Genomic DNA, 19,673 nt, shown 5'->3' on the forward strand with positions numbered 1-19,673 from the left:
TATGTATTTTTGCGTTTTACTTATTTGAATGAATACGTTATTACTATCCACTGAAGTTCAAAATTTTATTGATAACAATATAAATACTGATATCAACCGGCTATTGTTTAAAGGTTCACCTTTTGAGGGGATTACTGTTCAGGAATTGGCGAATCAAATAATATCGAAAAAAAAGTCAGAAAAAAAATTACCATCTTGGTTTGAAACCGTAGCTATATTCTATCCACCAAAATTAAGTATTGAACAAACATCATCAGAAATAACGGCGAACTACAAATCTAGTTTGATCCAAGGAAATTCAATGATTGATATAACTGGTGGTTTTGGGATAGATTGTTTTTATTTTTCAAAAAAAAATGAAAAAGTGATTCATTGTGAAATGAATGCTGATTTATCCAATATTGCGAAATACAACTTTGAACAATTAGGAGTAAATAATATAGAAACTATACCTCATGATGGACTTACCTATTTAAAAGAAAGTCAAGAGAATTTTGATGGTATTTATATTGATCCTTCTAGAAGAAGTGATGCAAAAGGGAAAGTTTTCTTATTGAAAGATTGTGCTCCAAATGTTCCTGATAATTTAGATTTCTTGTTTACCAAATCGAACACTATTTTAATTAAGAATTCTCCTATTCTAGATATTAGTGCCACTCTCAAAGAATTACAATTTGTAAAGGAAATCCACATTGTTGCTGTAAAAAATGAAGTGAAGGAACTTTTGTTTCTATTAGAAAAAGATTTCAATGGTGATTTAGAGATTAAAACAATCAATATAAAAAAAAATGGAAATGAAAACTATACACTTAAACTTAACGATAAATCCGAAGTCAAATTCGGTGAACCTCTAACCTATTTATACGAACCTAATTCAGCTATTTTGAAAGCTGGCGCCTTTGATCAAATAGGGAATTCATATGGATTGATAAAGTTACATCAACATTCTCACTTGTATACATCTAATGAGAAAATAATAAATTTTCCTGGGAGAATATTTAAAATACAAAACTCATTCGAATACAATAAAAAAAAATCTAAAAAAGAAATTAATTCTGACAAGGCGAATATCACTACAAGAAACTTTCCCAAAACTGTTGAGCAATTAAGAAAGGAATTGAAATTAAAAGATGGTGGAGATCGCTATATTTTTTTCACAACAAACATTAACAATAAATTAATAGTTATCGACTGTAAAAAAATAATAATCTAAAGCATATCACGTTATATTATTGATAAGTGTCTATATCATGATATGTTATTTATTAGGGGAATTATAAAATAACAACATATCGAAAAAACGCCTTGGAAACAAGGCGTTTTTTTCATGCTAAAAATTTAAAAACTATCTCTGATTCAAGCATATTGAGTATCTAATACCATTTATCTTTCAAAATTACTGACACAATCAAAACACAGCCTAAGGCACTGTTTTACAATACAATATAAATTAACCACTTCTCCCTTTTAAAGAGCTTCTTTCATGATTAACTCTACGACTTCAGGGTTTAATAATGTGGAAGTATCTCCTAAATTACTTGTATCTTTCGAAGCTATTTTTCTTAATATTCTTCTCATTATTTTACCACTACGTGTTTTTGGTAAACCAGGAACAAATTGTATTTTATTAAGTTTTGCTATAGGACCGATATGATCTGTAATTAGCTGATTAATTTCTTTTCTTAAATTATCACGATCTCTTACCTCGCCTGTCTCTTTCAAAATTACGTAACCATATAATGCATTTCCTTTAACATCATGCGGGAATCCAACAATTGCCGATTCTGCGACCGCTGGATGTTCATTGATAGAATCTTCAATTGGAGCAGTTCCTAAATTATGACCAGAAACAATTATCACATCATCTACTCTACCTGTAATTCTATAATAACCTACCTCGTCTCGGAGAGCACCGTCGCCCGTAAAATACTTATTATCAAAAGCTGAGAAATAAGTGTTTTTATAACGCTCATGATCCCCCCAAATAGTTCTTGCTATGGATGGCCATGGGAATTTTATGCATAATCTACCTTCAACAGAATTCCCTTTTATTTCTTTTCCATTCTCATCCATTAAAGTAGGTTGAATTCCAGGTAAGGGTAAAGTAGCATAGGTTGGTTTTGTAGGAGTTGAAAACGGTACTGGTGAAATTAAAATTCCTCCCGTTTCAGTTTGCCACCAAGTATCAACAATCGGACATTTTTTATCTCCAATATTGTCATTATACCAATGCCAAGCTTCTTCATTTATAGGTTCACCAACAGTACCTAATACTCTTAAACTACTCAATTCGTATTTATTAACAAAATCTAAATTTTCTTTAGCCAAGGCACGAATGGCCGTTGGAGCCGTATAAAATTGCGTTATTTTATGTTTCTCAACAATATCCCAAAATCGTCCATAATCTGGATATGATGGTACCCCCTCAAACATTACTGTTGTGGCTCCATTAGCTAAAGGACCATACACAATATAGGAATGTCCTGTTATCCACCCAATATCTGCAGTACACCAATAGATATCATTTTCTTTGTACTGGAAAACATTCTTAAACGTGTAAGCCGTATAAACCATATATCCACCAGTAGTATGAAGCATTCCTTTTGGTCTACCCGTTGATCCAGAAGTATATAAAATAAAAAGAGGATCTTCCGCATCCATAATTTCAGGATTACATTCGGCTGAAGCTTCGTCTAAAAGAGGCTGCAACCAATAATCTCTGCCACTTTTCATTTCAATATTAGTGTTAATTCTTTTTGCAACAAGAACATTTTCTACCGTGGGGCAATCTTCTAATCCCTCATCAACAATTCCTTTTAAATCAATAGTTTTTGCTCCTCTATAAGAACCATCTGAAGTAATTACCATTTTTGCCTGGCAATCATTAACTCTTGTAGATAACGCTGTCGAAGAGAAACCTGCAAATACAACAGAATGAATTGCACCAATTCGAGCACATGCCAGAACCGAAACAGCAAGTTCAGGAATCATGGGTAAATAAATAATAACTCTATCTCCCTTTTGTATTCCTTTAGATTTTAAAACATTAGCAAACTTACATACTTTTTCATGTAACTGTTTGTAAGTAATATGTTGTGCTTCTTCGTTTGGATTATTAGGTTCAAATAATATGGCCGTTTTATCTCCACGAACGTATAAGTGTTTATCTAAACAGTTTTCGGTAATATTTAATTTGGCTCCCTGAAACCATTTTATCTCTGGTTTTGTAAAGTCCCATTCTAGTACTTTATCCCATTTTTTCCTCCAAAGAAAATGTTCTTCTGCTACTTCTTCCCAAAAAACTTCAGGATATCTAACTGACTTTCTGTATACTTGAAAATATTCTTCTAAGTGTTTAATATGATAATTACTCATGATATTAATTTTTTATATTGTGCGATTTAATTCTTTTTATAACTCTATAGGTTACTTCTCTTTACTTTATGACTCCTTTATTTTTGAGTTAAAAAGTCCGAACCAATTAGGATTTAAAAACTTTAACTTTATTAAAGACCATATAACAACGATAAAACATACCCCCATTACAATAGATAAAACAGGGCTCATGGATGTGTTGTTATATTCAAATTTAAATCGTATAAAGAGCGTTATTATAACATATATGGTAATAAATATATCTGATGCTAAAGGTTTTAATGCTAGTTTCATCTGTTTGTTTTATTGTTAGTTAATTTGTCAGATGTAATTCATCTGTAATCTTTTAATTGGGTACAAGATTCTTTAAATTCAATTTATATCCTTAAATTTAATCTGCTTGTTTGGTGTTTTTCAAAACTATTGCCTCAACCTTTTCAATCAATTTTTTCACGGAGAAAGGTTTAGTTACATAATCATCGGCGCCTAAACTCATCCCTTTTTCGATATCATTTGTTTTACTCTTGGCTGATAAAAAAATGACGTTTGTGTTTTTCAAATGATCAACTTCCTTTATCTTTTTAAGAGTTTCATACCCATCCATTTTGGGCATCATAATATCTAATAATATTACCTGTGGTGATTGTTCTTTCGCAATCTCAAATGCTTCTGTTCCATCTCTTGCTATAAATACCTCATAGGATTTCTTTTTAAAGGCATACTCCAATGACATCACAATATTTGGTTCATCATCTACAATTAAAATTCTTTTTACTTCCATATATTTTTTTGTAACGTAAATACTAACCTTGCCCCCTTTTTAGTAGTTTGATCTACCCAAATTTCACCTCGATGACTTTCTATAATTTGCTTACAAATTGCCAAACCAAAGCCACTCCCCTGCGGTTTTTTAATATTTTGGTTTTTAGACTGATAAAACTTATCGAAAATATATTGATAATCTTCTTCAGGTATTCCTTTGCCATTATCTTCAACGACAACATGAACTAATTTTCCACTGTTTTTTATAAATACTTTAATAGTTCCTGTAATTTCATCAATAAATTTTAAAGAGTTGGATAATAAGTTAATGAGTACTTGCAAAATTCGATCTTCATCATAAAAAGCGAAATCTTCTTGTTGTTTTCTGAACTGAATATTAACCTGTTTTTTGTCAGCTAAATACTGAATACTATCTATGGATTTTTGAATTGTATCATTGATATTCCTTTCAACTATATCCAATTCTGTTCTATTAGTAGAAAGCTTTTCTAAATCTAAAATATTATGAATCAATGTTGCTAATCTATCCGTATCTTCAATTATATTCTCTAAGAACTTTTGCCTCAATTCAGAAGGCATGTCATCATCAATTAAAATTTCCGATGCCGCTTTAATTGAAGTAATTGGAGTTTTCAACTCATGGGCTACGGTATCTAAAAATTCATCCTTAGTTTTATCTTGCTCTAAGAGTTCTTTATTCACTTCTTTTAACTGATGAGTCATTGTAGATAACTCATCAGACTTTTCTAGTAAAAGCTTATTACTGGCCTTCGTTTCTTTACTTTCTTCCAAAATTTCCAAAACTTGCACCAAACTAATCGGTTTCTCCTTAGTAACATGAGTAAGTAAAATTTTAGCGGAAACACTTCCTAAAGAACCCGTAAGTAGTTTTTCAGAAAAATTTATTAATCTAGAATCTGCCCTTTGCTCTTGTTCAGAAATTCCATATTTTTTATTAAATATAGACAAAGCTCTTTTTGTTCTGGTTTCTCCTAAAAACCTCACTAACAAACGTCTAATATCACTAACATAGGCCTCTCCTTTCCATATAAATGCTTCTTCTTGTAAATTCTCATAATTGTCGTTATTCACAAACATTTCGGCATAATTACGCTCTCTATAATTTCCCTTTACCAATAGTGAACCAACAATGAAAATGGCTGCATTCAAACTCATGCTCCATAAAAAAGCATTACTCTCTGGAGTTAAAAATTTTAGCCCCATTAGTTGAGAAGGTTTTAAATACTCAATACCAAATAATCCATCCTGAATAAAACGAAAGTTTAATTTCAATGAATGATCGATGATAGGAATTAAAAGTGTATACATAACCACCAAAAGCCCCAGAATAATTCCTACGTTAGCCGCTTTTGAAGAGCCTCTTCTCCAAAAAAGTCCTAGAAAAAATGAAGGTGCCAATTGAGCTATGATAACAAAAGAAATTAAACCTATTGAAAAAAGAGAAAGTTGTTTGGAAAATTGAATATAAAAAAGATACGCAAAGATGATAATGATAAAAATAGATATGCGTCTGATATTTTTAATATTCTTCGTATTTTCTATAGAATTACTTGCTACTAATTTTTTTAAAAAACCATAAGGTATTATTATATTGTTACTTACCATGGTTGAAAGTGCCAATGTTGACACAACAATCATTGAAATAACAGCGGAAAAACCTCCCATAAAAACTAATAAAGCCAGAAAGGTATTTTCTGTATTCAAAGGAAGTAATAGTGAATAATAATCACTATTCATGCTAGAAGGTAATTTTAAGTTTCCGGCCCAAGCGATAAAAATGACAAAAACATTGAAAAGCAACAGATAAAGAGGGAACATCCAAATTGCCTTTTTTAAGTCTTTAATATTTTGATTTTCTATTACGGCCACATGAAATTGACGAGGCAATAAAAAAATAGCAAAGAAGGACAAACAAATAGTAAACATCCAATTAAAACCATTTTGCAAACCACCAAATGAACTCAATTGTTCGAAACCATCTAATAAAGAAGCTTGATTATAGATGTCCTGGGTACCATCGAAAAGATAAAACACAACATAAAAACCAATTACTAAGAAGAATACAAGTTTTAAGATCGATTCCACCGCAACCGTTACCATAATTCCGCGTTTTCCTTTTGAAGCATCGGTTAATTGCGTTCCAAAGAACACAACAAATATTGCTATAATTAAAGCTATATATAACGTAGAATCGTCAAGAATACCCGTTGCTATATATTGCTTCGATGACATAATAGAAAAGGTCTCAGAAACGGCCTTAAGCTGTAGTGCTATATACGGTATGATAGCTAATAAACAGGTTAAAGTTACCAAAGCCCCTAAAAAACGGTTATTCCCATAACGAAGAGATATAAAGTCAGCAATACTTGAAATTTTATGCTGCTTAGATATTTTAATAGTTTTTTGCATGATAACCAACCAAAGAGGCATAGCAATTACGGGGCCTAAATATATAGTTAAAAAACTTATTCCAGATTTAGCAGCAATTCCCACACTTCCATAAAATGTCCAAGCTGTACAATATACAGCTAAGGACAATACATATATATATGGATTATTTACCCATTTTTTTCGTTGTTGTTTTTCAGCCTTATACGCTAACAAAAAAAGAAAAGCTAAATAGCAAATTATAATAAATATCAGTAAGTAATTACTCATAAAATCTTTTCAATACAGAATAGGTTAATGCAATCGTTAAAAGCCAATTCACAAAAATGTAAACATAAATTGAAGGAAATCCCAAGAGATGAGAGGAAGATTCAAAAATGGTAATAAAAGGCACGTTCCAAGCCAAAAAAAGAAAGATAGAAACAACCACTAATTTTTGTTGATGGCGCTTTTTCATTGTGAATGGTTTAGTTATCTGCTCAATTTACAAAAACGGTATGGCAAATTAAAATTTACCATCCCGTTATGTATATTAATTCCTAAAGTATTAGTGTGAAACAGCGTCACCAGCCCCACTAGGAATTCTAATGTTTTCTACAATTTCTTGAACTTCTTGTGGTGGTTCTTCTGTAAATGCGTTTATTGCTAAAGAAACTACAAAATTTACAATCATGGCTATGGTTCCAAAGCCTTCTGGCGAGATACCAAACCACCAATCTTCTTGTGTTCCTCCTCCAAAAAACTGTAATTTATATTTCAACATATAAAAGAGCATAATACTAATTCCGGCCACCATTCCTGCGATGGCTCCCTTACTATTCATTTTCTTGTAAAAAATACCCAAGATGATTGCTGGAAAAAAGGATGCAGCGGCGAGCCCAAATGCGAGAGCAACAACTGCGGCGACAAAATCAGGTGGATTAATTCCATAATATCCAGCCACTAAAACTGCACCCACCGCTGCAATTCTTGCTGCCATAAGTTCTCCTTTTTCACTTAAATCTGGCTTAATTACTTTTTTAAATAAATCATGAGAAACCGATGAAGATATTACTAAAAGTAATCCAGCGGCAGTCGATAAAGCTGCGGCAAGCCCTCCAGCTGCAACGAGTGCAATAACCCAAGCCGGTAGATCGGCTATTTCAGGATTGGCCAAAACCATAATATCTCTGTTAACAGTAAGTTCATTAGTAGCTTTATCACCTACATATTGAATTGTTCCATCGTTATTCTTATCATCAAACTTTATCAATCCTGTTTCTTCCCATTTTTTAAACCATTCTGGCATGGTAGCATATTCTTTATTACTCACAGTTTCGATTAAATTGGTTCTTGCGAAAACCGCCACAGCAGGAGCTGTTGTGTATAATATAGCTATAAATAATAATGCCAATCCGGCCGATTTTCTTGCATCTCGTACTCTTTTTACTGTAAAGAAACGTATAATAACATGAGGTAAACCTGCAGTTCCTACCATCAATGCAAGGGTTATACAGAATACATCTCTCATTGATTTAGAACCATTAGTATATTGAGTAAACCCAAGCTCTGTCGATAATCCATCCAATTTATCTAATAAATAAACACCTGAACCATCGGCCAAAGTACTACCGAATCCTAACTGAGGTATTGGATTCCCTGTCATTTGAATCGAAATAAAAATAGCGGGAACCATAAATGCAAAAATCAAAACACAATATTGTGCTACTTGGGTATAAGTAATTCCCTTCATACCACCCAATACAGCATAAAACAATACAATAATCATCCCTATAATAACTCCGGTATTAATATCTACTTCAAGAAACCTAGAGAAAACGATACCTACACCACGCATTTGTCCTGCAACATAAGTAAATGATACTATTAAAGCACAAATCACAGCTACAACTCTCGCCGTTTTTGAGTAATATCGTTCTCCAATAAAATCAGGTACCGTAAATTTCCCAAACTTCCTGAGGTAAGGCGCTAATAACAATGCCAGAAGTACATATCCTCCGGTCCACCCCATTAAATAAACCGAACCATCATAACCAGCAAAGGCTATAATTCCAGCCATTCCCATAAAGGAAGCGGCACTCATCCAATCAGCTGCTGTAGCCATTCCATTGGCTAATGGAGAAACACCACCACCAGCTACATAAAATTCTTTTGTTGACCCTGCTCTTGACCAAATAGCAATTCCTATATATAGTCCAAAAGTTATTGCCACTATAATCCAAGTCCAAACTTGTACACTCATAATTTTTTTTCTTTAGTTAGTTAATCTTCGCTGTATCCGTATTTTTTATCTAGTTTATTCATAAGCCTCACATATACAAAAATGAGGACAACGAATACATATATTGATCCCTGCTGAGCAAACCAAAAACCTAGTTTAAAACCTCCTAGTTTAATTGAGTTTAAAACATCTTTAAGTAAAATTCCGGCACCATAGGATACAATGAACCAAATGCTTAATAAAATGGTTAAATATTTAAGGTTTTCTTTCCAATACGAAGTTGCCTTTTGTTGTTTATCTGACATAATATTATTTTATAAGTAAATCATTGCTTGAAGTGTAAAAACACCTGAACTATCACTATTTCCTATTTGAGAATTAGCGTATTCCAGTGATAATTTAGAGTGGTGTCCTGTCATAAATATATTCGCTCCAATTCCTAACCTGTTCGCATTATCATTTATAGCATCAATTGATCGATTTTGATAAGAAACATATGGTTGAAAACGAGTTTTATCTTTTTCTCCAGGAATTAAATATCCCACATGACCATAAATCATACTTCCAGAAGAATAAGCACTGAAGTTATAATTCTCACCATAATCATTACTTTGAAAAACTCCATATGCCGTAATTGCAGAACCGTTGTTTCCAATAGGAGCATCATAAAATGCATCAAAAGCAAAAATACTTACATCATCTCCTTGTCCATCTGCTTTTACTACACCATTTGGGTGATTGAAGAATCCAACGCCAACATTAAACACTTTTTTACTTCCCAAATACGTACCAACTTTATAGGGAAGGAAATTCGATTCTTGGTCTAAGAAATTATAATCGACATATCCTTGATAAACTTTACCTGCATCAGCAGAGCCTAAAATTCTTCTTCCTCCATAAACTGTTGTGTTTTCAACTATTGGATCTCTGTTATCTAGCGTACTTGTACCCGCTTCATTGATAGCGAAACGATATTGCAATTTACCTAGTTTACCTTTGGCATACACTCCGATATGCCTTGCAAATTGATCCGATAACCCAATAGTAGCCCACGATTGACGGTTGTTATCCAAAGTCAACATGTTTAAGGTACTTTGGTTATTTAAACGAGAAATACCGTTCCAGTAATGTAAACCAGCTCCCACTTGAATTTCATCAGCAACCTTCCATTCTCCCCAAAAACCATGAAAGAATAATTGCGAACGATCCCCAGCACCAATTGGATGTTGATTCCCGCCGTTTAAGCTATTTAATCCAAAATGAGTTAAAAGTAAAAATTTTTTATTTAGTTGGGTAAAGGTGAGTACCCTTGCTCTACGCACACTAAAGTTTAATTTACTGGTGTTATCAGGGACATTATCATTATACTGGGCCCAAAATTGACCCCATGCTATAATCCGCATGTATTTGGAGCCATCTTCGTTGAACTTAATTTTATAACCTCCTGAATACTCTGAATTCCCCTGAGCATAAACAGAAAAGGTTGCCATTAGAAATAGCAACTTTACTATTAATAATTTTCTCATAATTAAATTGTTAGTTAACATTTAGTTGATCACTAACATCTTAAAAAATGAGGGTAAAATGAAAACTAGTATACTTTTTTGTAAAATTGATATACTTAATCTCTAAAACGTTCCCATTTTATTAGCATAAACTTATCCCCTAACTCAGTAATTACAACACCTGCCCCCTTAATATTATCGATACTTGAAAAGTACTTCTGGAGTTCTTCATGGTTAAGAATTTTATAGGAAGGATGATAATTCTCTTTGTATGGGCGCTTTATTCCATACTTTTTTACCCAATTCATAATTGACACATGAGACACACCGAGAATTCGCTCTATTTCTCTATATGTTAGTCCTTCTAAATATAATTGCAAGGCCTTATTAACGTAGTAATCATCAATTTTTTTACCAATTTTATTTACCGTAAAATAATAATTACATGATTTACATTTATAGCGCTGACGGTCTTTAATAATACCTGCCTTTATAATTTTATCAGAGGAACAATTTGGGCATAAATTCATTTAAGTATACTTATTTAGCATAAATATACCAAATTAGCATTAAAATTAACAATTGTTTTACATTTTAGTTAAAAACAAAAACAAAATGTTGTTTTGAATGATTAATATTCGATACATCAATTCTAATTTTTATGTATCTAACACATTCATACTTTTCTAAATATCGTTTCTTTTTTATGAATTTGTAAGATTGACAAAACAATTATGTCTTTTCAAAGTAGTGCCACTTCTAATGAGAAAATTCATAACACTTTAACGATTGATGATAGATTTCATCTTTTCGTAGATAACTACATAAAATATATATTTTATATCTAGAGGAGCTTATTGAGCTCGTTTAAACTATTTCAAACTTGAATGATAATGATCGATCAATTTATCTACATTTTTTATTGACTTTCGTAACCAATCCATATAAATATCTTGCTTATGCTCATCTGACAATTGCCAATTAATGGATGAATTACGAAGTCTAGCTGTAACATCTTGTAAAATAATTGCTGCTGCAACAGAAATATTAAGACTTTCAGTGAAACCAACCATTGGAATCTTAAGAAAGCCATCGGCATGCTCTTTTACATATTCTGAAATCCCCTCCTTCTCTACTCCAAATACAAAAGCGCTTTTTTTGGAAATATCAAAATCAGACAAGTAACAGGAATCATTATGCGGTGTAGTTCCGATAATTTGATATCCTTTCGCTTTCAAATCTGATAAACATTGTTTGGTATTATCTCCATCATTTTTATAACGATGAAGGTCTAACCACTTTTGACTTCCTTTAGCAACATGGCGGGAAACTTTATTGGTATATCGATTCTCAATTGCATACACATCTTGGATTCCGAAAATATCGCATGATCTAACAACAGCACTTGCATTATGAGGTTGGTATATATCTTCCAAAACAACTGTAAAATGTTTCGTTCTTTCTGTTAATACTTTCTGAAATAAGGTCTTTCTATTTTCTGTAAGATAGCCTTCTAAATATGTCAATAAATCATGATCAATCATGCTGCAAACATAGTAAATTTTCCTATTTTTAAACTCTTAGTTCATTGATACCATTTACAAATTGAAATTACCATAATAAAACACCTTTTTTTCCTTTCTTCCTCTTTTGACAAGGAAACATAGTTGAGGCTATGCTTTATTTTTGATAATATTGGTATTCGTGGAATAGATTTTCTTGGAATGATCTATTCGATTTTTTTATTTTATTGGTTAATTAATATCTATATAAACTTTTATAAAATTATTTATGAAAAAGAAATTAGTAATCCTTACAGGTGCCGGAATGAGCGCCGAAAGCGGTATCAATACCTTTAGAGATGCAGATGGTTTATGGGAGGGACATGACATCTATGAAGTGGCTTCTCCGATTGGGTTTAGAAACAATCCCGAATTAGTTTTAGATTTTTATAATCAGCGCAGAAGTCAGCTACTAAAAGTGTCTCCGAATAAAGGTCATAAAAACTTAGTTTTACTAGAGGAGGTATTTGATGTTCAAATTATTACTCAAAATGTTGATGATCTGCATGAACGTGCAGGTAGCTCCAATATAACTCATCTTCACGGTGAATTACGTAAAGTAAGAAGTACCAGGGATCAAAATTTAGTATATGACTGGGATAAGGACATTGTGCTTGGCGATTTATGTGAGAAAAATTCGCAATTAAGGCCACATATCGTTTGGTTTGGAGAGGACGTTCCTTTGTTAGAAAATGCGGTTGAAATTACTATGAAAGCTGATGTTTTGGTAGTCATCGGTACTTCAATGCAAGTGTATCCCGCGGCAAGTTTAATTGAATATGTGAATCCTACGACTCCTATTTTCTTTATTGATCCAAAACCTGCTATTACAAAAAACGCCTTTAACAATTTAACAATTATTGAAGACGTTGCTAGTTCAGGTACTGATAGGCTAATAGAGTTACTGACCAAATAAATGATTATGAATCACTAATCAAACTCTTAAAGTACTCAAAAAGTTCACCTTTTGAAATATTACTTCCCTTTTCTATTAAGTCAAATATTTCAGTATTTCTTTCGTTTTGATATGCTTTATTCCCCTGTAAAATTTCTACCGAAGGATCTTGTGCGTTTTTTAACAACCACTCATATCCATCTTTTTCCATTAAATTAATATCGTTATTACTTATCTGTATTACAATCCTATGGATTCTTGTTTCGTCAGATTTAAATAAATTGATAATGTTTGATGAAAAGTGCTCTAAATATTCGGTTCTATTTAAAACATCATCCCAAACAACATCACTAAAAACATTCATTTCTTCCTCAGCAACATGCGGCTTATCTTGTTTTATTTGATTCCATTCCTTTGCATCAATACTTTGAGAGGCCAAAAAATGAGCAAACTCCTCATGTAAACCTTCAAATTGTTCCTTTGTTAATTGTCTATATTTCATTCTTTATATAACATAAATAAGAGCAACCAAAGATAAATGATTGCTCTTTAAAATTAAGGGAACTTTTTACAAAAAACTAACGTGTTACCGTTCCAGAAATAGCAGCTACTGGTCCAGCTCCCATAATTAATGTGTCATGGTGATTAGCATCAGACGGAACCAAATGAGCTAAGGGTTTTAGAGTAAATGGTGATGGGCTATTGTCTGGGTCTGGTTCAACTGAAACCACGATAGTCGATCCTTTTAAATCGGTTGGAAAGGTTAATCCCATAGGAGCATTTTGAATATAATCTTCTCCTGGATATCCTGGACCATTCCCCATGTCTCCTTTGAATGTAGATGTTGCTGCATTATCATCGGCCATGTCAGCCGCTGTAAAAGTACCTGTACTTACAGGAGTTCCGTTAATAACGGCCCATCCTTCATATTTCCATCCAGCCGAAAGTGTTGGTAATGTTAATCCTACAGTAGGACTTCCACTTGTTAAGTCTAAAAACCACACACCACTAAATTCATTGTTGTCTTCTCCATCTGTTGGAGTTGCTAAAATATATTTTCCTGTTGCATTAGCGAAATCACCTACAATGCCTGTTGATGAAACATTTGCTGAATTGCTTGAAAAGTCTCCTGCTAAAATTTTAGTATCTGCTGGTGCAGGATCAGGATCGTTGGTTGGTTCAATCGATAAAACAAAAGTTGTTGCCGAAGCCAACACATTTGACTCTACTGAGAAAAAGGTTTGCGATAAATTTCCTGAATCATCTACGGAAAACACACCGGTAGAAACTGGAGCGCCGTTTACTATGACCCATCCTTCGTACTTATAATCTGAACCAAGATTTTCTAAACCGGTAATATCAAGGGTTAAATCTCTTGTAGTTGGCACTGAATTGGTATCATTGTCATCACTACAAGAAGTAAATGTAACTGCTGCTACGGCTAAAAAGCCTAAGAATAATTTCTTCATTGTTTTTGTATTAATATTATATAAAAACAAATTTATCCCAGACTTTTCTAATAAAATGTCAGCTAGCTTACACTTAAGCTATTTTTTTTAAAATTCTTAGTTCTTTTCTATTGAAATCTATGATACTTTCCTGTTTCAATTCATTCATAAGAGTATTTAACGTTGGTCTTGAAGTGCCAATAAGTGTAGCAATATCTTTTTGAGTGTAAGGGTGTTTTATTATATTATCACCTGTTTTATCGCACTCATACCCATAATCCTCACAAAGTTCATCAAAAAACTCTAATAAACGTGTTTTCGTGTCTTTAAACAACAGTAATTGCAACCTGCGTTCTAGTCTTTTGATACGAATCCCAATAAATTTATAAACTTTAAAACTAATTGAAGCATTATCACGCATTAGCGAATACATCGTATCTTTCGAAACCGGGCATATTAACGTAGAATTGTCTATCGATTGAGCAAATTCATTTCTCTTTTCCACTCCTAGAATGGCTTTCTCACCGAACATTTCTCCTTTTGTAAGAATTGCTTTTATAACTTCTTTACCGTCTTCGGTATAATACCCTATTTTAACTTTACCATTGTCAATCAAATAAATTTTATTCGCAGCATCTTCCTCAAAATAGATATAGTCGCTCTTTTTGTAGTTATTAAACGTATGATCTTTTTTATACGCAGGATATTTGTGAGGGCAAAGTATCTTAAAGAGGTTTGTATTTTCAAAGTACCAATAAGTGTTCATAGTTCATAGTTTTATTCATTAAATGAGATTAAAATTCAACGATATTTTTTCGTTTTATTTTTCTATGAATTCATAGAAAAACACTAGAAATATAATCGATTTACTTAACTACAAATCTTAGTCTAAAATAAAGCTAAATCCTTACAAAAAACCTCAGATAAATATCAGAGGTTTTTCAGATTTCTAAACTAAAATGTTTTAATCATTTTGCTTCTTAATTAAATTCAATGCAGAACCTTCCTTAAACCACTCTATTTGCCCTTCATTATAGGTGTGATTTACAATGATCGTATTTTTCGAACCATCTTTATGATTTACTTCGATTGTCAATGGCTTCCCCGGAGCAAATTCATTTAAATCTAAAAAGTTAAATGTATCATCTTCTTGTATTAAATCGTAATCATTTTCATTGGCAAACGTTACCCCTAACATACCTTGTTTTTTAAGGTTAGTTTCATGAATACGAGCAAAAGATTTAACTAAAACAGCGGCTACTCCTAAATGACGAGGTTCCATGGCTGCGTGTTCACGAGAAGAGCCCTCACCGTAGTTATGATCTCCCACTACAATGGTTTTAATTCCTTGAGCTTTATAATGTCGTTGTACTTTTGGAACGGCATCGTAATCTCCTGTTAATTGATTTTTAACAAAGTTTGTTTGCTTATTATAAGTGTTCACGGCACCAATTAACATATTGTTCGAAATATTGTCTAGATGACCTCTATAACGTAACCAAGGACCAGCCATAGAAATATGGTCGGTAGTACACTTGCCATACGCTTTTATCAATAACTTTGCGCCTTGAATTTTATCTCCCAAAGGAACGAAAGGTGTTAATAATTCTAAGCGTTCAGAATCTGGGTTTACTGCTACTTCTACCTTACTTCCATCTTTTTTAGGCTCAATATACCCAGCATCTTCAACTGCAAAACCTTTTAAAGGTAACTCCCAACCAGTTGGTTCTTCTAATTTTACATCTTCACCATTCTCATTAATTAGGGTATCTGTGATAGGATTGAAATCCAATCGACCCGATATTGCAATCGCTGCTACCATTTCGGGCGAGCCAACAAATGCATGTGTATTGGGATTTCCATCGGCTCTTTTAGCAAAGTTTCGATTGAACGAATGAACGATACTATTTTTTGGAGCATTTTTAGGATCTTCATAACGTCCCCATTGTCCAATACAAGGACCACAAGCATTGGTGAAAATCTTAGCATTTAAATTTTCAAAAACCTTTAAAATCCCATCTCTATCAGCAGTAAAACGCACTTGCTCTGACCCTGGGTTTATCCCAAATTCAGCTTTGGTTTTTAATCCTTTATCGATTGCCTGTTGGGCTATTGAAGCAGCACGAGATAAATCTTCATATGAAGAATTCGTACACGATCCAATCAATCCCCATTCTACTTGCAAAGGCCAATCATTAGCTTTTGCTTTTTCCGTCATATCTTCACCTACTTCCGTCGCTAAATCGGGTGTAAATGGGCCATTTAAATGAGGCTTTAATTCGTCTAAATTTATTTCAATAACTTGATCAAAGTATTGCTCTGGGTTCTCATATACTTCTGGGTCTGCTGTTAAGTACTCCTTTATTTCATTTGCGGCATCTGCAACGTCGTTTCTATTCGTAGCTCTTAAATAACGTTCCATTGATTCATCATAACCAAATGTAGATGTGGTTGCACCAATTTCAGCTCCCATATTACAAATAGTTCCCTTTCCGGTGCAAGACATAGACGTGGCTCCATCTCCAAAATATTCAACAATGGCATCAGTTCCTCCTTTAACTGTTAAAATCCCTGCAACTTTAAGAATTACATCTTTAGGAGCAGTCCATCCAGATAATTTACCTGTAAGTTTTACACCAATTAATTTTGGGAATTTTAATTCCCAAGGCATTCCTGCCATTACATCTACTGCATCAGCTCCTCCAACACCAATAGCTACCATTCCTAATCCTCCGGCATTCACTGTATGAGAATCCGTACCAATCATCATTCCTCCTGGAAAGGCATAATTTTCTAAAACTACTTGATGAATAATCCCAGCACCAGGCTTCCAGAATCCAATTCCATATTTGTTTGAAACTGATTCTAGAAAATTGAATACTTCATTACTATTATTTAATGCGGTTTGCAAGTCTTTTGTTGCTCCTAATTTTGCTTGAATTAAGTGATCACAGTGCACTGTTGTTGGAACAGCGACTTTATTTTTTCCAGCTTGCATAAACTGAAGCAACGCCATTTGAGCGGTAGCATCTTGACAAGCGATACGATCTGGAGTAAAATCTACATAGTCTTTTCCTCTAACAAATGCTTTATTAGTTTTAACGTCCCAAAGATGTGCATACAAGATTTTTTCAGCTAAAGTAAGGGGCTTCCCTATTATTTTTTTAGCAGCCTCTACTCTTTCGGGAAATTTAGAATAGATTTCCTTTATCATTTCAATATCAAAAGCCATATTAGTTTATTTTTTTGTTACAAGTACAATTTAATAAAAAATAACATGGAATACTCGTCATCCTTAATCGTAAAAATTATGGCGACATTGGAGAAATTTATAATACAGAAGTTCTTTTAATGAAAAAAACATGGCTTAAACCAAGCTTTTTTAGAGGGAAAATTCTCGATTCATCAACTCTATCTAAACCCCTATATAAAAAACAGATACTTATTTTAGGTAACCTGTTTTTATATTCTTTAACCATGACAAGGAGCTGCTAGTTGTTCTTATAATTTCTTTTAATGATGGTTCTTTTTCTTTATTTACTAGGTATTCTTTATCATTGTGATAGTCATATATTATTTCTTTGGCGATGTATTTATATGATTTCCAAGTGTCTTTAATTTTTTTATCATGGTTCGATAATGACCAACTTTGAAAACTAGGAGTTTTAAAAAAATGATAAACATTGTGCTCTAAATCTTGGGCATTTCTATTAATACCATATAAAAGTCTCATCGATACTGTTTGCCATTTTAACGCGAAATTCATCCACCATAAATAATCATACAGGGTTATTATTTCGAATGGGCATTTGTTAATTACGGGTTCTAAATATTTTATAATATCAGAAGTATACTTACTAGACCCTAGTTTTCTTGAAATAATGAAATCTAAGATTTTGTGATAAGAACTAAAGGCATCTTTTGATATCACCGTATGCTTTAACTTATCACTTCCAAAGAGCTGATCTCCATTTTCTCCTGTAATTATAACATCACTAGGTGAGATATGTTCGTATATTGTTCCTGTAATGAGTTTATGATTCAACTTCCCTTCAATTACTTCTTTATAAAATGTAGTATATTCTTTTATGGACTCTTTTGAAAGAATTATATTTATTCTGCTTAATTCTTCCGAAGAACATTGTTTTAAGATGGATATTAGAGCTAGAGTCGAATCAATTCCTCCAGACCACAGGACATTTAGATCACTTGTAGTGCTATTCAATACTTGTTTTGCTCTATGGTCGCATATCTCTTTAAAAGTTTTCGTATCGTTAATGACTGGAATCTCATCAATTATTGTGAAATCAAAGCCTGAGTCTAGCATATGAGTTCTATCAATTAGAGTAGCTCCGAAAAATTCACAACTTTTTAAGTATATTGGATTGGCCATCCTTTTATACTTTTGGAAAAGTTCTTTTTTAGATAGATAAAATAAAGGTCGATCAGGATTTTGTGAACGTATCATATGATTGCTTCTTACAATTAGACAAATAGGTATCTAGTTTAGATTTTAATTGGTGTAACTCAAAGTCTGGAAAATCATATGTAAACATGCCATAAAAAGATATCCTGTTGTTGTTTCGAACAATTCTTAGTAAAGGGAATTTCCTTTTAAATATCCAGAAACCATTACTTACGGCCTCAATTAACCATTCATCTTTCTTTTTCTTAATTCTGTGAGTTACTCTGTATTTTTTTATACGTGAACCGTGCTCATAATTTATTGTTCTTTCTCGCTCTAAGAGATCTTTTCTGTCATTAACGCACATTTTATTAAATGATACTAAAAAGTCGTTTACTATTTTATCAATTTGTTCATTTGTCATTATATAAGTATTGTACCGTTAAACATGGGATGGTTTTTCTCAATTCCTCCGACTGAGGAAAAAACATGAAGAGGAATGGCTATTAAATATTCATCCTTGTAGGTTTCAAAATGATGTGGACACATTGGTTCTAAAATACATATAGAGCCTGGCTCTAATTCTGTAATAGTATTCTCTTCCTTCATTCCTACAACACTTCTCCCTCTTCCTGAGAGGATATAAACAACTCTAAAAGTTGAATGGATATGATGCTCTTGTTCTTTGCTAGAAGGTGGCATTTTTAAATACTGTAAAGTTGGATCTCCTAAACGAATAGGAGCAAACAATTGTTTTGTTGAACATCCATTTACATAAGGTAGCGAAGTAACTCCTTCCAAGGAAGTAGTGGTATCAGGATGCATATAACCTCTTATAACAGTAGCTAAATGAAGAGAATTAACTTTACATGGACCTTTTTTTACGATAGCTTTTTTTAACGTATCATCAAAAAAATAAACAGAATCTCCTAGCTCAACATTTATAACATTTTTTCCTATATAGGTTTTGAAGAAATATAACTGATCAATAGAAGATTGAAACGTGTTTACACTATTAGAATGAAAATAGTGTGCTCCGAAGAGTTTATTTGACATATTAATTATTAAGT

17 protein-coding genes are annotated in these 19,673 nt (G+C 32.7%); 2 read left to right on the forward strand and 15 right to left on the reverse strand.

The window, feature by feature from the left end; translation table 11 throughout:
* Positions 1 to 28: 28 nt before the first annotated feature.
* Positions 29 to 1,213: a class I SAM-dependent methyltransferase gene (locus BLW23_RS04640; protein WP_093668056.1), complete on the forward strand. Its 1,185-nt coding sequence runs from the start codon at positions 29 to 31 to the stop codon at positions 1,211 to 1,213.
* Positions 1,214 to 1,467: 254 nt separating this feature from the next.
* Here BLW23_RS04640 and acs read toward each other — a convergent pair whose 3' ends face one another.
* The 8 genes from acs to BLW23_RS04690 form a co-directional block, all read right to left on the reverse strand.
* Positions 1,468 to 3,375 carry an acetate--CoA ligase gene (acs, locus tag BLW23_RS04645; protein WP_093668057.1) on the reverse strand — a complete coding sequence of 636 codons (1,908 nt, stop codon included), beginning with the start codon at positions 3,373 to 3,375 and terminating at the stop codon, positions 1,468 to 1,470.
* Positions 3,376 to 3,766: 391 nt separating this feature from the next.
* The gene (locus BLW23_RS04655) at positions 3,767 to 4,156 is read right to left on the reverse strand and encodes a response regulator transcription factor (protein WP_093668059.1); all 390 of its coding nucleotides are present in this window, start codon (positions 4,154 to 4,156) and stop codon (positions 3,767 to 3,769) included.
* Positions 4,147 to 6,837, reverse strand: coding sequence for a sodium:solute symporter family transporter (locus tag BLW23_RS04660; protein ID WP_093668060.1), 2,691 nt, complete (start codon positions 6,835 to 6,837; stop codon positions 4,147 to 4,149). The genes BLW23_RS04655 and BLW23_RS04660 overlap by 10 nt, the downstream gene beginning before the upstream one ends.
* 277 nt (positions 6,838 to 7,114) lie before the next feature.
* Positions 7,115 to 8,809 (reverse strand): sodium:solute symporter family protein, encoded by a 1,695-nt coding sequence (locus BLW23_RS04670; protein ID WP_093668062.1) that lies wholly within the window; start codon positions 8,807 to 8,809, stop codon positions 7,115 to 7,117.
* 20 nt (positions 8,810 to 8,829) lie between these two features.
* Complete coding sequence (locus tag BLW23_RS04675; protein ID WP_093668063.1) at positions 8,830 to 9,093, reverse strand: DUF4212 domain-containing protein; 264 nt, start codon at positions 9,091 to 9,093, stop codon at positions 8,830 to 8,832.
* 9 nt (positions 9,094 to 9,102) lie between these two features.
* Positions 9,103 to 10,314, reverse strand: a complete 1,212-nt coding sequence (locus tag BLW23_RS04680) for a hypothetical protein (protein ID WP_093668451.1) — start codon at positions 10,312 to 10,314, stop codon at positions 9,103 to 9,105.
* Between the two features lie 95 nt (positions 10,315 to 10,409).
* A complete protein-coding gene (locus BLW23_RS04685) occupies positions 10,410 to 10,823 on the reverse strand; it encodes an IS1/IS1595 family N-terminal zinc-binding domain-containing protein (protein ID WP_093668064.1) in 414 nt (137 codons plus the stop codon).
* Positions 10,824 to 11,165: 342 nt separating this feature from the next.
* Positions 11,166 to 11,837 (reverse strand): TrmH family RNA methyltransferase, encoded by a 672-nt coding sequence (locus tag BLW23_RS04690; RefSeq protein WP_093668065.1) that lies wholly within the window; start codon positions 11,835 to 11,837, stop codon positions 11,166 to 11,168.
* A 247-nt stretch (positions 11,838 to 12,084) separates the two neighbouring features.
* Here BLW23_RS04690 and BLW23_RS04695 point away from each other — a divergent pair, with 247 nt between their 5' ends.
* Complete coding sequence (locus BLW23_RS04695) at positions 12,085 to 12,771, forward strand: Sir2 family NAD-dependent protein deacetylase (protein WP_093668066.1); 687 nt, start codon at positions 12,085 to 12,087, stop codon at positions 12,769 to 12,771.
* Positions 12,772 to 12,775: 4 nt separating this feature from the next.
* On the opposite strand, the gene BLW23_RS04700 is transcribed toward BLW23_RS04695, so the two are convergent.
* The 7 genes from BLW23_RS04700 to BLW23_RS04730 form a co-directional block, all read right to left on the reverse strand.
* Positions 12,776 to 13,252, reverse strand: a complete 477-nt coding sequence (locus BLW23_RS04700; protein ID WP_093668067.1) for a DUF6495 family protein — start codon at positions 13,250 to 13,252, stop codon at positions 12,776 to 12,778.
* Between the two features lie 76 nt (positions 13,253 to 13,328).
* A complete protein-coding gene (locus BLW23_RS04705; protein ID WP_093668068.1) occupies positions 13,329 to 14,219 on the reverse strand; it encodes an anti-sigma factor in 891 nt (296 codons plus the stop codon).
* 73 nt (positions 14,220 to 14,292) lie between these two features.
* Positions 14,293 to 14,964 (reverse strand): Crp/Fnr family transcriptional regulator, encoded by a 672-nt coding sequence (locus BLW23_RS04710; protein ID WP_093668069.1) that lies wholly within the window; start codon positions 14,962 to 14,964, stop codon positions 14,293 to 14,295.
* A 198-nt stretch (positions 14,965 to 15,162) separates the two neighbouring features.
* A complete protein-coding gene (locus BLW23_RS04715; protein WP_093668070.1) occupies positions 15,163 to 17,430 on the reverse strand; it encodes an aconitate hydratase in 2,268 nt (755 codons plus the stop codon).
* 210 nt (positions 17,431 to 17,640) lie between these two features.
* Complete coding sequence (locus BLW23_RS04720) at positions 17,641 to 18,666, reverse strand: hypothetical protein (RefSeq protein ID WP_093668071.1); 1,026 nt, start codon at positions 18,664 to 18,666, stop codon at positions 17,641 to 17,643.
* A complete protein-coding gene (locus BLW23_RS04725) occupies positions 18,644 to 19,027 on the reverse strand; it encodes a hypothetical protein (protein ID WP_093668072.1) in 384 nt (127 codons plus the stop codon). The genes BLW23_RS04720 and BLW23_RS04725 overlap by 23 nt, the downstream gene beginning before the upstream one ends.
* The gene (locus BLW23_RS04730; protein ID WP_093668073.1) at positions 19,027 to 19,659 is read right to left on the reverse strand and encodes a cupin domain-containing protein; all 633 of its coding nucleotides are present in this window, start codon (positions 19,657 to 19,659) and stop codon (positions 19,027 to 19,029) included. The genes BLW23_RS04725 and BLW23_RS04730 overlap by 1 nt, the downstream gene beginning before the upstream one ends.
* Positions 19,660 to 19,673 lie beyond the last annotated feature (14 nt).

This window comes from Tenacibaculum sp. MAR_2009_124, from assembly GCF_900105455.1.
Classification (GTDB): Bacteria; Bacteroidota; Bacteroidia; order Flavobacteriales; family Flavobacteriaceae; genus Polaribacter.

Bases quoted from the DNA above. Each gene is read 5' to 3' on its own strand.
- BLW23_RS04715 (WP_093668070.1), bottom strand. From the start codon at position 17,430: ATGGCTTTTGATATTGAAATGATAAAGGAAATCTATTCTAAATTTCCC.
- BLW23_RS04670 (WP_093668062.1), bottom strand. From the start codon at position 8,809: ATGAGTGTACAAGTTTGGACTTGGATTATAGTGGCAATAACTTTTGGA.
- BLW23_RS04700 (WP_093668067.1), bottom strand. From the start codon at position 13,252: ATGAAATATAGACAATTAACAAAGGAACAATTTGAAGGTTTACATGAG.
- BLW23_RS04730 (WP_093668073.1), bottom strand. From the start codon at position 19,659: ATGTCAAATAAACTCTTCGGAGCACACTATTTTCATTCTAATAGTGTA.
- acs (WP_093668057.1), bottom strand. From the start codon at position 3,375: ATGAGTAATTATCATATTAAACACTTAGAAGAATATTTTCAAGTATAC.
- BLW23_RS04725 (WP_093668072.1), bottom strand. From the start codon at position 19,027: ATGACAAATGAACAAATTGATAAAATAGTAAACGACTTTTTAGTATCA.
- BLW23_RS04695 (WP_093668066.1), top strand. From the start codon at position 12,085: ATGAAAAAGAAATTAGTAATCCTTACAGGTGCCGGAATGAGCGCCGAA.
- BLW23_RS04720 (WP_093668071.1), bottom strand. From the start codon at position 18,666: ATGATACGTTCACAAAATCCTGATCGACCTTTATTTTATCTATCTAAA.
- BLW23_RS04640 (WP_093668056.1), top strand. From the start codon at position 29: ATGAATACGTTATTACTATCCACTGAAGTTCAAAATTTTATTGATAAC.
- BLW23_RS04680 (WP_093668451.1), bottom strand. From the start codon at position 10,314: ATGAGAAAATTATTAATAGTAAAGTTGCTATTTCTAATGGCAACCTTT.
- BLW23_RS04690 (WP_093668065.1), bottom strand. From the start codon at position 11,837: ATGATTGATCATGATTTATTGACATATTTAGAAGGCTATCTTACAGAA.
- BLW23_RS04655 (WP_093668059.1), bottom strand. From the start codon at position 4,156: ATGGAAGTAAAAAGAATTTTAATTGTAGATGATGAACCAAATATTGTG.
- BLW23_RS04660 (WP_093668060.1), bottom strand. From the start codon at position 6,837: ATGAGTAATTACTTACTGATATTTATTATAATTTGCTATTTAGCTTTT.
- BLW23_RS04705 (WP_093668068.1), bottom strand. From the start codon at position 14,219: ATGAAGAAATTATTCTTAGGCTTTTTAGCCGTAGCAGCAGTTACATTT.
- BLW23_RS04710 (WP_093668069.1), bottom strand. From the start codon at position 14,964: ATGAACACTTATTGGTACTTTGAAAATACAAACCTCTTTAAGATACTT.
- BLW23_RS04675 (WP_093668063.1), bottom strand. From the start codon at position 9,093: ATGTCAGATAAACAACAAAAGGCAACTTCGTATTGGAAAGAAAACCTT.
- BLW23_RS04685 (WP_093668064.1), bottom strand. From the start codon at position 10,823: ATGAATTTATGCCCAAATTGTTCCTCTGATAAAATTATAAAGGCAGGT.